The following is a 13,513-nucleotide window of genomic DNA, read 5'->3' on the forward strand; positions in this document are numbered from 1 at the left end:
CCGGCTTGCCGGCGAACCAACCCATCAGGAGGCAGGAGGTTCGCCAGCAAGCTGGCTCCTACGGGATTGGGAGTGTTAGCGGACTACTGCGCCTTGATCTCCTTGAGATAAGCCGCCGGCTCCGCGCCAAGGTTGTTCAGCAACCGCTGGCTGTACCAATCGATGAAATTCACCACGCCGAACTCGTAAGTTTTCGAATAAGGCCCTGGCTGGTACGCCGTGGAATTGATCCCGCGCTGGTTCTCCTCGGCCAGGCGGCGGTCCTGGTCGTTGGTCGCGTCCCACACCTTGCGCATTTCTTCAGGGTTGTAATCCACCCCCTCCACCGCATCCTTGTGCACCAGCCACTTGGTGGTGACCATGGTCTCCTGCGCGCTGATCGGCCACACGGTGAACACGATCATGTGGTCGCCCATGCAATGGTTCCACGAATGCGGCAGGTGCAGGATGCGCATCGAGCCCAGGTCCGGGTTCTTGATCCGGCCCATCAGCTTCTTGCATGCCACCTTGCCGTCCATGGTCATCGACACGGTGCCCTTGAGCAGCGGCATGCGCACGATGCGGTTACGCAAGCCATGGCTCTTGTGCAGGTAGGGAATCTTCTCGGCTTCCCAGGCCGCGGCCGAGGCGGCGACGTGGTCCTTGAATTCCTGGCTGGCGCGCGGGTCGTTGGTGTCGTCCCATTCCAGCAGGGTCTTGAGCAATTCCGGGTGCGAGCCGTTGCAGTGGTAGCACTCGCGGTTGTTCTCCAGCACCAGTTTCCAGTTGGCCTTTTCCATCAAGGTGGTCTGCACCGCCACCTTGGTGTTCTCCATGTCGTACGGCTCCATGTAGTGGTCCAGGGTGGCGAGGAACTCGTCGATGGCCGGCGGGTTCTCGGCCAGGCTGATGAAGATGTAGCCACCAGCCACCTTCACGTTCACCGGCTTCAGGCCGTACTGGTTCATGTCGAAGTCGACGCCCATCTCGGTGCCGGCGAACAGCAGGCGGCCGTCGAGCTCGTAGGTCCACTGGTGGTAGGGGCAGACCAGCTTGGCCACCTTGCCCTTTTCGCTGACGCAAAGGCGCGAGCCGCGGTGGCGGCAGACGTTGTGGAAGGCATGCACTTTGCCCTCGGCGCCACGCACCACGATGATCGGATTCTTGCCGATCTGCAGGGTGATGTAGTTGCCCTTGGCCGGGATTTCGCACACCAGGCCTGCGATCAGCCATTCCTTGTGGAAGATCTCCTGCAGGTCGATCTGGAACAGGCGCTCGTCGCAATAGAACGGCTGCGGCAGCGAGTAGGTACGCTCGCGGGTCTGCAGCATCTCGGCTGTGGCCTTGCGTGCAGGTTCCAGTGGATCGCCCAGGCTCAGGGTTGCGGTGACGTCCATCGTGTGGTCCTCGGGGCCGCATGCGGCCAGCAAAAGGTGGCTAATCGTTGTTGTTGTGCCGCAAGGCTGTCTGCTTTTGGAATCAGCAGTTGGTTTTGCCGAGGAGTGTGCGTTCGGGCACTGAAACGACCATGTCCATGGGCGACATGGCCGAATCGAATTCCGACGCGCCAGCCCCTGTAGTGCGGGGCTGGTCGCGATAAGCACGCCGATGTCGCGGATGGGAATGTACGGCGGCGGCCGGATGCGCATTATCGGAGCCATAAGAAAGGCCGACAGTCGGCTGCTGGAGATGAACATGTCCGATACCTTCCTCAATCCGGTCACCACCCAGACCTGGACCAATGGCCGCCATATCGTGCGCTGCGTCAAGGTCATCCAGGAGACCTGGGACGTGCGCACCTTCTGCTTCATGGCCGACCAACCGATCATGTTCTTCTTCAAACCGGGGCAGTTCGTCACCCTGGAGCTGGAGATCGAAGGCCGGCCGGTGATGCGTTCGTACACCATCTCCAGCTCGCCGTCGGTGCCCTACAGCTTCTCGATCACGGTCAAGCGGGTGCCGGGCGGGCTGGTGTCGAACTTCCTCCACGACACCATGCACGAAGGCGCCGAGCTGCCGGTGCACGGGCCAGTGGGGCTGTTCAATGCCATCGATTTCCCGGCGGGCAAGGTGCTGTACCTGTCCGGTGGCGTCGGTATCACCCCGGTGATGTCCATGGCGCGCTGGTTCTACGACACCAATGCCAACGTCGACATGGTGTTCGTGCACAGCGCGCGCTCGCCGAAAGACATCATCTTCCACCGCGAGCTGGAGCAGATGGCCTCGCGCATCCCCAACTTCAGCCTGCACATCGTCTGCGAGAAGCACGGCCTGGGCGAGCCATGGGCGGGGTATCGCGGTTACCTCAACCAACGCCTGATGGAGTTGATCGCGCCGGACTACATGGAGCGAGTGATCTTCTGCTGTGGCCCTACGCCCTATATGAACGCGGTCAAGCGCATGCTCGAGGCGGTCGGCTTCGACATGAGGAACTACCACGAGGAGTCGTTCGGCGCTACGCCGCCGGAGGCCAAGGCCGACGCGGTGGAACACGCCGAAGCGGCGGCCGATGCGCCGGAACTGGACGTGGCCGACCTCAACCTGGTGGAGTTCGTCGGCAGCGACAAGAGCATTCGCGTGGCCCCGGGCGAGACCGTGCATGCGGCGGCGGCCAAGGTCGGGCTGATGATTCCCAAGGCTTGCGGCATGGGCATCTGCGGCACCTGCAAGGTGCTCAAGCTCGGTGGCGAGGTGCAGATGGAGCACAACGGCGGGATCACCGAGGAGGATGAGGCCGAGGGCTACATCCTGTCGTGCTGCAGCGTGCCGAAGGGCGATGTGCGCATCGACTATTGAGCGCAGGGCACTGCTCGGAGCAGGCCGTGGTAGAGCTGCGGGCGACGGTCATGCAGTACATGATTGTGCGAGCTGATGCGTTTCTCATCGGCCTCTTCCAGGGCGATGTCGGCCAGTAATAACTGGGGGTGATCGAGGGTTTCGCCACCAGCGAGCAGGTAGCCGTTGGCATCCACCAGCGAAGAGCCGCCCACCCAGCGAACCCCACGCTCCTCGCCGCTGCGATCGCAGGCCAGCACGAACAGGCGGTTGAGCGAGGCATTGGCCTGGACCCGAGTCACCTCCGCAGGCCGTTGTCCGCGGGGGCGAGGCCCATCAGGCCAGTTGACTGGCGCGCACAGCAGTTGGGCCCCGGAAAGTGCGACCAGGCGTACCCATTCGGGGAATTCCAGGTCGTAGCAGATCATCATCGCGACCCGACCGATGGCGGTGGTGATAACCGGTGGAGGCTGGTCGCCGGGAGTGAAGATCAGGGTCTCGCGATCCCACAGATGGGCCTTGCGGTAGAAGGTGCGCCGTCCGTCTGGCTCGATCAGCACCGAACTGTTGGCCACTGCACCGTCGGCCAGGCGCTCACAGAACCCCCCAACCACGATCACGTCATGCCGACATGCCCGCTCGGCCCAGGCGGCCAAGGCCGGACCATCACGTTCCTCGGCGAGTTCGTAGGCCTCTGCCCGATCACGGAATGCATAGCCACTGAGGGCCAGTTCCGGCAGTACCACCAATCGCGCCCCGGCATGCGCAGCTTCGCTGATTGCCGCCAGGGAACGCGCCAGGTTTCGCTCGGATTGGCCGAGTTCGGGAGCCAGTTGCTGGCAGGCCACGCGCTGGATGCTGTTCATGACTGGTTTTCCTTGGCCCACAGTACGGTTTCACGCTGATGGTCGCGTTGGCGTGTCAGGTAGAAATAGAGCAGGGCTGCCACGGCGAACCCGGTCGGCGCGGCCAGGTCCACCCCACCCAACACAGTGACCATCCAGCCGCTGTAGTCACCGATGCTGGCCAATGGCAGCATGGCCAGCAGGGCCCCGGCATAAGCCAGTATTCCGGGCAGCGCCCAGCGTCCGTAGATGCCTTGGGTATCGAACAGGTCGGCAATCACATAACGTCCTTTGCGCAGCAGGTAGAAGTCGGTGAGGTTGATCGCGCTCCAGGGCAGCAGGAAGTACAGCATCATCTGCAGGAACAGGCTGAAGCTTTCCAGATACCCTTCAGGAAGGCCGATGGCGATCAGATAGACCGCCAGCCCGACCAGGCCGATTCCGCCGATGCGCGCCCCCGAGCCAGGACGCAAGGGGCGGAATGCAGTCAGGGCGCTGGCACCGGTGAGCATGGCGCCATAGCAGTTGACGGCCATGATGCCGACCAGCGCCGGTACTGCCAGCAGCACCGCCAAGCTGCCGAAACCCGGGTATATCAGGTCGCCCAGTTGCGTTACATAACTGATCGGGCCGTTGCCCGGCAGCGCGGAGCTCGCCAGGGCGCCCAGCGACATGAGCCAGATGGCCGATGTGGCTGCGCCCAGGTAGGTCCAACCGATGACTCGGCGGGCGGGCGTGTCGCTGGGCAGGTAGCGCGAGTAATCGGAAACGTAGACGGCATAGCTGACCTGATAGGCGGCAGCGGCCGACATCTGAGCGATGAATACCGCCCAGGAGAACGGCTGCAAGGGCCGCACACTGTCGAGCTCGAGGGTATTCAGAGCGCTGATGCTGAGCAGGCCGAACACGCCGATCAGCAGATAGGTCAGCCACCTCTGTACGGTGTGCAGCAGGTCGTGACCGACGATCGCGATGAACATCGCCACCCCCAGGAACAACCCCTGCCACAACATGCTGGGGCCTCCCACTACAGGGCTTAGCGCTTGGCTGGCCAGTGTCAGGTTGAACACGTTGAAACCGATGTAGACACAGACCACCACCGCAAATGGCAGGACCGCGCCGCGAATGCCGAACTGGGCCCGTGACTGGATCATCTGGGCTAGCCCCAGGCGCGGGCCCTGGTTGGCGTGCAAGGCCATGCACAGGGTACCGAGGGCGACTCCGAGAACGATCGCGAGAATCGCGTGCAGTGCGGCAAGGCCGCTGGCTGGGCCGATGAACCCGGTCGCCATGGTCGTGAGCACGAAGTTGCCGGTGAACCAGAAAGGCCCCAGTTGCCAGGCCTGCCCATGACGTTCCTCGTGAGGGACCTGCTCGATACTGCGGGTTTCGACTTCAAGACGCTTGTTGTCGGGTTTTGCGCAAGGCATGGCAGCTCCAGGTGACTTGAATATTTGCCTTGGATGACAGTCCGGGACATTGGAAAAAGCTGTCAACTGGTACTTTTGTCAGTGTTGGGGAGCGAATTAATAGCCCAATATGAAGAAAATGTGCGTAGGTGTTTTCTTAAAAGGCTTGGGAAAAACTGACTATTTGCTGAGGAATAATCCATATGGCCGCCACCCCCAATAGAATGCGACGCAACTTGCTGGCCCGTGCCGGTGCTGTCAGTGCATTGGTTCCGGACTTCCCGTTCGACTATGCCGGTTACCTGGCTAGCAAGGGGAAAAGCCCCTTGGGCAGTGTGACGACGGAACACCTGGGCCAGCCTGTACTGGTGGTCGGTGCCGGTGTAGCGGGGCTGGTGGCGGGTTATGAATGCATGCGCATGGGCCTGCGACCAGTTGTGGTCGACGCCAGTGGGCGGGTCGGTGGTCGCATGTTCTCGACGGCGCTGGGGAACACCCCGTTCGAGCGAGGCGCCATGCGTTTTCCGGTGTCCGGCAGAACATTGATGCACTATTTTGCAAAAGTGCGCATGCGTGAAAACAGTGAAGACTTCCCCAACCCAGGCAGTGTCGCCGCAGTAAGTACAGTGGTCGACTACGAGGGCGTCAAGTACTACTTCGAAGGGGATGAGGGCAAGTTTGCGCGGCCTGAAAAGTTTAAAGCCATCGAGGACCGCTTCTTTGGTGAGTTCCTCGAGCAACAGCCGATTCTGTTTTCGCAAATGGAACGGGCCATGTCCGACGGAAGTGTCGATACAGGCCGTATAAAAACTATCTGGAACACCATTTTGGCCCACGGCTGGGACAACTTGAGTTTCCATGCCGCGATGGTCGAGCAGGCCCGCTGGCCTGCATCGGATATCAACCTGTTCGGCCAGATCGGCTTCGGCACCGGTGGGTGGAACACAGATTTCCCCAACAGTTTTCTGGAAGTCTTGCGAGTGTTGTACACCGGCCTGGATGTATCGCACCAACTGATGCGCGATGGCGCCGAGCAATTGCCGCAGCGGTTGTGGACCCAGAGTGCGGCCAGTTTTGGCGATCAACAAGTGTATTGGCAAGCCGAGGCTACTGTAGAGACGCTGACCCGGGACGCGTTGCCGGGCCACGACCCGTTACGTCAGCAAGTGAGCCTGGTCAGCCGCCTGGATGATGGCCATTTCGAGGTCAGCCTGCGCGACCTGGATACCCAGCAGGACTACATTCAGCGGTTTGCCGCGGTGGTCTACACGCCGCACGTGCGTCTTCTCGACAAGTTCCGCTATCGCCATGCCGCGCCCGAACGGCCACTGCTCAGTCAGAAGCAATGGGAAGCGGTGATGTACACCCATTACATGCAGTCGACCAAAGTCTTCGCGGCAACCAAGGATGCGTTTTGGAAGCAGCGGGACGAGCAAGGCCGTCAGTTGATGAGTATCACGCTTTCCGACCGCCTGACGCGTGGTACCTACCTGGTGGACTACGCGGACAGCCACGGCCCCTACAAAGGCTCTGGCCTGTTTCTTTCGTATACCTGGAACGATGACAGCCTCAAGCTGCTGGCTGGGCAGCCAGACATGTCAAACGGCGCGTTGTGTACAACGTTGCTCGAGCAGATCTACCCAGGACTGGGCTTGCGTGGGCGCCTGGAGGGCAGCGACCCTTTCGCGCAGATCCATTGGGAGGGCGAGCCCTTTTATCTGGGCGCTTTCAAGATGAACCTGCCGGGACAGTACGAATACCAGAGGTTGCTGTTCAGCCAGTTCCACGATGGCGGCAACGGCGTTGTCGACGATGGTTTCATCCTGGCCGGTGACGATGTGTCCTGGACCGGCGGCTGGGCCGAAGGCGCGGTAACGACCGCTTTGAATGCAGTGGACAAGCTGGCCAGGAAATTCAACGACGGCTCGGTTGTGCAAGGCGGGCCGCTCTCGCAATGGCAGGATCTAAAGCCCGTGGCCCTGGCTGACTTGCCGCCGCTTCGACAGCTAAACCGAACCGGTTCATCGGGAGGCTGATGAACCGGCTTTGCCCAGGCCTTAAACGCGGAAGCGGGAGACCAGGCCACTGAGATCCACCGCCAGGCGCGACAGCTCGGCGCTCGCCGCGCTGGTCTGGTGCGCGCCGGTGGCGCTCTGCACCGACAGGTCGTTGATGTTCACCAGGTTGCGGTCCACCTCGCGGGCCACCTGGGCCTGCTCCTCGGCGGCGCTGGCGATCACCAGGTTGCGTTCGTTGATCTGCGCCACCGCGCCGGCGATGGTGTCCAGCGCCAGGCCCGCGCCACGGGCAATGTTCAGGGTCGATTCAGCGCGTTCGGTGCTGGTGCGCATCGAGTCCACGGCCTGCTCGGTGCCGCCCTGGATGCTGCCGATCATCCGCTCGATCTCGCTGGTGGACTGCTGGGTGCGGTGGGCCAGGGCCCGTACTTCATCGGCGACCACGGCGAAGCCACGGCCGGCTTCACCGGCGCGGGCGGCCTCGATGGCGGCGTTGAGCGCCAGCAGGTTGGTCTGGTCGGCCAGGCCGCGGATCACGTCCAGCACCTTGCCAATGTCACGGGACTGCTCGGCCAGTTGGCTGATCAGCTTGGCGGTGGCCTGCACGTCGCCGCTCATGCGCTCGATGGCGCCCACGGTCTCCATCACCAGGTCGCGGCCATCGCCGGCCGAGCGGCTGGCCTCGCCGGAGGCCTCGGAGGTGCTCACGGCATTGCGCGCCACTTCTTCCACGGCGCTGGTCATCTCGGTGACGGCGGTGGCGGCCTGCTCGATCTCGTTGTTCTGTTGCTGCAGGCCACGGGCGCTTTCGTCGGTGACGCTGTTCAGCTCCTCGGCGGCGGAGGCCAGCTGGGTGGCGGAGCCGGCGATCAGCTGCAGGGTGTCGCGCAGCTTGTCCTGCATCTTGGCCATGGCCTGCAGCAGGCGCGCGGCTTCGTCGGTGCCATCGGGGCGGATGGTATGGGTGAGGTCGCCTTCGGCGATCTGCTCGGCGGCCTTGAGTGCTTCCTCGATGGGCTTGACGATGCTGCGGGTCAGCAGGAAGGCGAACAGCAGGGTCAGCACGGTGGCGGCGACCAGCAGGCCGATCACCAGGGCAAAGGCGCCGGCATACTGGCTGGCGGCGGCGGCGTTGGTGTCGGCGGTCTGGTCGGTGTTGATGCGCACCAGGGTATCCATCACCTTGTTGATCTGCTCGGAGTTGGCCAGCAGGTCGCTGTTGAGCAGGTCGCGCAGGGCGTCCAGGTCGCCGGCCTGGCTCAGGCTGCGCATGCGCGCCTCGAGCTGGCGGTATTGATTGAGCAACTGGCCATACTGGGCGAACGCGGCCTTCTCGTCGGCGGCGGTGACCAGCGGCTCATAGACCTGGCGGGCCTTGTCGATCTGCGCATTGCGCTGGTCGAGCAGGCGCAGGGTCTCCTGCTGGGTGGCCGGTTCGCGGTTGAGCAGCAGGCGGTAGGAGAGGGTGCGCAGGCGCAGGTTCAGCGCGGTCAGCTCGTCGAGGGTCTTGATGCTGGGCACGCTGACTTCCTCGATGGTCACGCCAGCCTGGCGGATGTTACCCATCTGGATCAGCGAGAAGATACCCAAGCCGAGCATCAGTACGCCGATCACGGCGAAACCGAGCAACGCGCGGGGCGCGATATTCATATTGCGTAGGGACATGGAGGCGGTTTCCAAGGCAGATGAGGTGCCGCGATCCATGCGACGAAGAGTGACCTGCCGAGCTATCGGTCGTGACCGCCGAGTCTTGAGGCCGAAATGATGAAACTGTGAGCCAGCTATCTATTTTCCTGACCAGCGGTTGATCCAGGTCGGAACAAGGCAGGGGTTGGCCTGTCAACCTGACCGGGTAAACACTTCCTGAATCCTATATTTAATGGCGGGGGCGCAGGTTTTTCCTTATCGTGTGCGCCCTCTGCAACAACCCGAGATAGACGCATGTTGGAAACTTCCCTGAATCAACTCGAGCAACTGGTCAGCGACCTGATGCATAAAAACGCCCAGCTGAGCGAACAGAACACCAGCCTCAGCCAGGAATTGGCCCAGGCCAAGGAAGAGAACGACAGCCTGCAGTTGTCCCTGATGGAACAGGAAGAGAAGCACGGCGCCACCGCCGCCCGCATCCAGGCCCTGGTCGAGCGCGCCAGCGCGGGTGTCGTGAACGCATGAGACTGCAAGCGCAGCCGGTCAACGTCGTGTCGATCCTGGGCAACGACTATTCGCTCAAGGCGCCTGAAGGCCAGGAGGAAACGCTCTCCCAGGCCGTGCGCATGCTCAACGTCGCCCTGGCCGAAACCAAGCGCAACTACCCGACCCTGATCGGCGACAAGCTGCTGGTGCTGGCGGCCCTGAACCTGTGCTCCAAGCAGATCGAACTGCAGCGCGAGCACGCCCAGACCCTCGAGCGCACCCAGGCGCAGATCGACGCCACGGTCGATGCCATCAGCAAGGCCGTCTCCGACGTCTGACGCGCCTGCGCGCGGCTAAACCATAGGAGCCAGCCTTGCTGGCGAATCAGGCACCGTGCTGGATGGCACCGGCCGCGCCGGTGTTCGCCGGCAAGCCGGCTCCTACGCTGTTTTCGGCCTGCCCGCTGGAGCGCTATGCGTGCCAGGCCTTGTCGCGGATCACTGGAACAACTGGATACTTAAGTGTATACACTTCCCGAAAAACAATAATTATCGGGGAGTGGCATATGCGCATCTGGCGGCGAAGCATCCAGTGGCAATTGATCGCGAGCATGGGCGCAGCCCTGCTGGCGAGCATCCTGGTGGTAGTGGCGATCTACACGGTGGCGCTCAACCGCCTCACCGAGCGCTACCTGGTCGACACGGCGCTGCCGGCCAGCATCGAAGCCATCCGCAACGATATCGAGCGCATGCTTGGCCGCCCGTTGGTGGCAGCCGCGGACATCGCCGGCAACACCCTGCTGCGCGACTGGCTGGCTGCCGGTGAAGATTCCGCCGCGCTGCCGGCGTTCATCGAGTACCTCGACGCCGCCAAGCAGCGCAACCACGCCTTTACCACCCTGTTCGCCTCTACGGTGAGCGGCAACTACTACAACGAAAAAGGCCTGGACCGCACCCTCAGCCGTGCCAACCCCAAGGACAACTGGTTCTACGGCTACATCGACAGCGGCGCCGACCGCATGTTGAACATCGACATCGATGGCTCCACGGGGGAGCTGGCGCTGTTCATCGACTATCGCGTGGAAAAGGCCGGCCAGCTGGTGGGCGTGGCTGGCATGGGCCTGCGCATGACCGAACTGTCCAAGCTGATCCACGACTTCAGCTTCGGCGAGCACGGCAAGGTGTTCCTGGTGCGCAACGACGGGCTGATCCAGGTCCATCCCGACCAGCAGTTCAGTGGCAAGCGTCAACTTGCCGAGCAACTGGACGTCGAGGCGGCGAAGGCTGTGCTGGTGGGCGGTGAGGGCCTGCGCAGCAGCCGTTTCCAACGTGATGGTGAGGACTACCTGGCGTTGGGCTTACCCTTGCGTGACCTGAACTGGACGCTGGTGGCCGAAGTGCCGGAAGCCGAAATCTACGCCCAGGCGCGCCAGGCCATCTGGCAGACCTGCCTGATTGGCGGCGGCGTGGCGCTGATCTCGTTGTTGCTGGTGGTGCTGCTGGCGCGCGGGTTGGTGCGGCCGATCCGCCAGGTCACGGCGGCGCTGGTGCAGATCGGTAGTGGTGCGGGCGACCTCAGCCACCGTCTGGACGATGCGCGCCAGGACGAACTGGGCGATCTGGCCCGGGGCTTCAACCGTTTTCTCGACAGCCAGCGCGGTCTGATCGGCGAGGTGCTGCGCACCACCGAACGCCTGCACCAATCGGTGGAACAGGTGACCCAGGTGGTGGACAACACCGCCGAGCGCTCGGGCCGCCAGCAGGAAATGACCGAGATGGTCGCCACCGCCGTGCACGAGATGGGCCTGACCGTGCAGGATATCGCCCAGAACGCCGGCTCCGCCGCCCACGCCTCGCAATCGGCGCGGGATGAGGCGCTGCAGGCGCGGGAGGTGGTGCGCCGCTCCATCCACAACATCGAGGGCATGTCCGGGGAGATTGGGCGCGCTGCCGAGGCCGTGACCCAGCTGGCCGACGAGGTTGCCTCGATCGATGAAGTACTGGCGGTGATCCGCAGCATCTCCGAGCAGACCAACCTGCTGGCGCTCAACGCCGCCATCGAGGCAGCGCGGGCCGGTGAGATGGGCCGGGGCTTCGCGGTTGTCGCCGATGAAGTACGCACCTTGGCGCGACGCACCCAGGTGTCCACCGACGAAGTGCAACAGATGATCCAGCGTCTCAAGCACGGCGCCGGCATGGCAGTGGCTTCGATGCAGGCCGGGCGCGAAGCAACGGGCAGCGGGGTCGAGTCGAGTCAGCGTACCGGTACGTCGCTCGGTGCGATCACCGATCAGGTCGAGCGCATCAGCGGCATGAACGAGCAGGTGGCCACGGCCACCGAGGAGCAGTCGGCGGTGACCGAGGAGATCAACCGGACGGTCCAGGGCATTTCCGACCTGGCGCGGCAGACGGCCGCCGAGGTGCAGGATTGCCGCGAGGAGTGCCAGGCGCTGCGTGGTTTGGCCGATGACCTGGCGCGGCAGATGGGTGGGTTCAGGCTCTGAACTGCAGAAGCCGGTTGGCAACTGCTGCCAATCGGCCTATACCGAGCCTCTGAAAAATCAAACTGTATGCTTGCCTGAAGTTACACTTTTTCGAAATAAAGCTGTGAGAAGAGACCGCCACCAAACGGCGCTTGATAAGTAATGATATTTGTGTGGCGTTTATTCAGATAATATTCCACGCCTTTGTATTTGATAATGGATTTTTGCTGGAGATGAGAGAAGTAGAAGGCCAGTTCATCCGAGACCTTGTGGGGTCTAGGAGTCAATCCCCACAAACGTGCCTCATCCCCAATATCTTTAGTGGTTAGTTTGGAATCTGCATCCGAATCGCTTTTAGTGTCGGTGCCTTCAAACAGGTAGTCCTGTACTGTGTAGTCATCATTCAGGATAGATGTGAATTTTGTTACAATAATATTATTTGATACGTTCTCTGCATGTAGCGACAGCTGTTCCCCCACAGCCACGCTGGCAATGATTTGCTTGAACCGATCATGCACGCTGAATGCTTGCTTGTTGATTACTACTGTAAAGGCCATTTTGAAAATCTCCGTATGACTATGCTTGCCTGACGTGTTGTTGAACAGTCGAGGAGCGATGATCATTAGGCCGTTGAGCTGGAGGTGCAACTGGAAGAAATGCCAGTTGTAATTCGGCCTTTGCGTGCTACAGAGAGTTTTCCTCTTGGCGAGTAACCCGCCCCACAGCCTGCACATTACCTCTTGAAAGGATATGTAGCTGTGGGGCATTGAATACATTCAATCAGCCGCCGACGATGGCGCGGATATCCGCCGCCAGTTCGCGCACTCGCGCTTCCTCTGTATCCCACGAGCACATGAACCGCGCGCCGCCGCTGCCGATGAAGGTATAGAAGCGCCAGCCCTTGTTGCGCAGCGCCTCCAGCGCATGCTCCGGCATCTGCAGGAACACCCCGTTGGCCTCCACCGGGAACATCAGCTCCACTCCCGGCAGGTCACTCACCAGCGACGCCAGCAATTGCGCGCAGTGGTTGGCATGCTGGCCATGGCGCAACCAGGCGCCATCTTCCAGCAGCCCGACCCACGGCGCCGAAAGGAAGCGCATCTTCGACGCCAGTTGCCCGGCCTGCTTGCAGCGGTAGTCGAAGTCTTCGGCCAGCTGGCGGTTGAAGAACAGGATCGCCTCGCCCACCGCCATGCCGTTCTTGGTACCGCCGAAGCACAGCACATCGACGCCCGCTTTCCAGGTCAGATCCGCCGGGCTGCAACCCAGGAACGCACAGGCATTGCTGAAGCGCGCGCCATCCATGTGCAGGTTCAGGCCCAGCTCCTTGCAGGTGGCGCTGATCGCCTTGAGCTCGTCGGGGCGGTACACGCTGCCCACTTCAGTGGCCTGGGTGAGGGTCACCACGCGCGGCTTGGGGTAGTGGATGTCCTGGCGCTTGAGCGCCACTTCGCGGATCGATTGCGGCGTCAGCTTGCCGTTGACGCTCGGCGCGGTGAGCAGCTTGGAGCCGTTGGAGAAGAACTCCGGCGCGCCGCATTCGTCGGTCTCGACGTGGGCGGTCTCGGAGCAGATCACGCTGTGGTAGCTCTGGCACAGCGAGGCCAGGGCCAGGGAGTTGGCGGCGGTGCCGTTGAAGGCGAAGAACACTTCGCAGTCGGTCTCGAACAGCTTGCGGAAGTATTCGGCGGCGCGTTCGGTCCACTGGTCGTCGCCGTAGGCGCGTTCGTGGCCCTGGTTGGCTTTTTCCATTGCGGCCCAGGCTTCGGGGCAGATACCGGAATAATTGTCGCTGGCGAATTGCTGGTTGTTGTTGGTCATGACGCCTGTCCTTTTTACGACGCAGGCACGCACTCTAAACCATCGATTTGG

Annotated in this window: 10 protein-coding genes and 3 pseudogenes; 6 read left to right on the forward strand and 7 right to left on the reverse strand. The window is 62.2% G+C overall.

The window, feature by feature from the left end:
* Positions 1 to 83 precede the first annotated feature (83 nt).
* Positions 84 to 1,376 carry a glycine-betaine demethylase subunit GbcA gene (gene gbcA / locus ACODS5_RS02205; RefSeq protein WP_134689894.1) on the reverse strand — a complete coding sequence of 431 codons (1,293 nt, stop codon included), beginning with the start codon at positions 1,374 to 1,376 and terminating at the stop codon, positions 84 to 86.
* Between the two features lie 298 nt (positions 1,377 to 1,674).
* On the opposite strand from gbcA, the gene gbcB reads away from it, so the two are divergent.
* Positions 1,675 to 2,775: a glycine-betaine demethylase subunit GbcB gene (gene gbcB / locus ACODS5_RS02210; RefSeq protein ID WP_134689893.1), complete on the forward strand. Its 1,101-nt coding sequence runs from the start codon at positions 1,675 to 1,677 to the stop codon at positions 2,773 to 2,775.
* On the opposite strand, the gene ACODS5_RS02215 is transcribed toward gbcB, so the two are convergent.
* Together ACODS5_RS02215 and ACODS5_RS02220 are read right to left on the reverse strand one after the other, a co-directional pair.
* Positions 2,769 to 3,620, reverse strand: coding sequence for a nitrilase-related carbon-nitrogen hydrolase (locus ACODS5_RS02215; protein WP_489107799.1), 852 nt, complete (start codon positions 3,618 to 3,620; stop codon positions 2,769 to 2,771). The two genes, gbcB and ACODS5_RS02215, sit on opposite strands and share 7 nt — an antisense overlap.
* On the reverse strand, positions 3,617 to 5,029 hold the full coding sequence (locus tag ACODS5_RS02220; protein ID WP_489107800.1) for a purine-cytosine permease family protein: 1,413 nt from the start codon (positions 5,027 to 5,029) through the stop codon (positions 3,617 to 3,619). Before ACODS5_RS02220 ends, ACODS5_RS02215 begins: the two co-directional genes overlap by 4 nt.
* A gap of 182 nt (positions 5,030 to 5,211) precedes the next feature.
* On the opposite strand from ACODS5_RS02220, the gene ACODS5_RS02225 reads away from it, so the two are divergent.
* Complete coding sequence (locus tag ACODS5_RS02225; protein WP_489107801.1) at positions 5,212 to 7,044, forward strand: flavin monoamine oxidase family protein; 1,833 nt, start codon at positions 5,212 to 5,214, stop codon at positions 7,042 to 7,044.
* Between the two features lie 21 nt (positions 7,045 to 7,065).
* Here ACODS5_RS02225 and ACODS5_RS02230 read toward each other — a convergent pair whose 3' ends face one another.
* Together ACODS5_RS02230 and ACODS5_RS02235 are read right to left on the reverse strand one after the other, a co-directional pair.
* Positions 7,066 to 7,938 (reverse strand): methyl-accepting chemotaxis protein, encoded by an 873-nt coding sequence (locus ACODS5_RS02230; protein WP_489107845.1) that lies wholly within the window; start codon positions 7,936 to 7,938, stop codon positions 7,066 to 7,068.
* Positions 7,921 to 8,730 (reverse strand): annotated as a pseudogene (locus tag ACODS5_RS02235) (MCP four helix bundle domain-containing protein); the annotation flags it as partial. The gene ACODS5_RS02230 and the pseudogene ACODS5_RS02235, both read right to left, overlap by 18 nt.
* Before the next feature lie 237 nt (positions 8,731 to 8,967).
* On the opposite strand from ACODS5_RS02235, the gene ACODS5_RS02240 reads away from it, so the two are divergent.
* The 4 genes and pseudogenes from ACODS5_RS02240 to ACODS5_RS02255 all read left to right on the forward strand — a co-directional run.
* Positions 8,968 to 9,198, forward strand: coding sequence for a hypothetical protein (locus ACODS5_RS02240; RefSeq protein WP_134689888.1), 231 nt, complete (start codon positions 8,968 to 8,970; stop codon positions 9,196 to 9,198).
* Entirely contained in the window at positions 9,195 to 9,497 is a 303-nt protein-coding gene (locus ACODS5_RS02245) for a cell division protein ZapA (RefSeq protein ID WP_134689887.1), read from the forward strand. Before ACODS5_RS02240 ends, ACODS5_RS02245 begins: the two co-directional genes overlap by 4 nt.
* 272 nt (positions 9,498 to 9,769) lie before the next feature.
* Positions 9,770 to 10,798 (forward strand): annotated as a pseudogene (locus tag ACODS5_RS02250) (cache domain-containing protein); the annotation flags it as partial.
* 324 nt (positions 10,799 to 11,122) lie between these two features.
* Positions 11,123 to 11,662 (forward strand): annotated as a pseudogene (locus ACODS5_RS02255) (methyl-accepting chemotaxis protein); the annotation flags it as partial.
* Positions 11,663 to 11,742: 80 nt separating this feature from the next.
* Here ACODS5_RS02255 and ACODS5_RS02260 read toward each other — a convergent pair.
* Together ACODS5_RS02260 and ACODS5_RS02265 are read right to left on the reverse strand one after the other, a co-directional pair.
* Positions 11,743 to 12,408 (reverse strand): hypothetical protein, encoded by a 666-nt coding sequence (locus tag ACODS5_RS02260; RefSeq protein ID WP_489107802.1) that lies wholly within the window; start codon positions 12,406 to 12,408, stop codon positions 11,743 to 11,745.
* 13 nt (positions 12,409 to 12,421) lie between these two features.
* Positions 12,422 to 13,462 (reverse strand): threonine aldolase family protein, encoded by a 1,041-nt coding sequence (locus ACODS5_RS02265; protein ID WP_489107803.1) that lies wholly within the window; start codon positions 13,460 to 13,462, stop codon positions 12,422 to 12,424.
* Positions 13,463 to 13,513 lie beyond the last annotated feature (51 nt).

Source organism: Pseudomonas sp. FG47 (genome assembly GCF_057809115.1).

Bases quoted from the DNA above. Each gene is read 5' to 3' on its own strand.
- gbcA (WP_134689894.1), bottom strand. From the start codon at position 1,376: ATGGACGTCACCGCAACCCTGAGCCTGGGCGATCCACTGGAACCTGCA.
- gbcB (WP_134689893.1), top strand. From the start codon at position 1,675: ATGTCCGATACCTTCCTCAATCCGGTCACCACCCAGACCTGGACCAAT.
- ACODS5_RS02215 (WP_489107799.1), bottom strand. From the start codon at position 3,620: ATGAACAGCATCCAGCGCGTGGCCTGCCAGCAACTGGCTCCCGAACTC.
- ACODS5_RS02220 (WP_489107800.1), bottom strand. From the start codon at position 5,029: ATGCCTTGCGCAAAACCCGACAACAAGCGTCTTGAAGTCGAAACCCGC.
- ACODS5_RS02225 (WP_489107801.1), top strand. From the start codon at position 5,212: ATGGCCGCCACCCCCAATAGAATGCGACGCAACTTGCTGGCCCGTGCC.
- ACODS5_RS02230 (WP_489107845.1), bottom strand. From the start codon at position 7,938: ATGGCCAAGATGCAGGACAAGCTGCGCGACACCCTGCAGCTGATCGCC.
- ACODS5_RS02240 (WP_134689888.1), top strand. From the start codon at position 8,968: ATGTTGGAAACTTCCCTGAATCAACTCGAGCAACTGGTCAGCGACCTG.
- ACODS5_RS02245 (WP_134689887.1), top strand. From the start codon at position 9,195: ATGAGACTGCAAGCGCAGCCGGTCAACGTCGTGTCGATCCTGGGCAAC.
- ACODS5_RS02260 (WP_489107802.1), bottom strand. From the start codon at position 12,408: ATGCCCCACAGCTACATATCCTTTCAAGAGGTAATGTGCAGGCTGTGG.
- ACODS5_RS02265 (WP_489107803.1), bottom strand. From the start codon at position 13,462: ATGACCAACAACAACCAGCAATTCGCCAGCGACAATTATTCCGGTATC.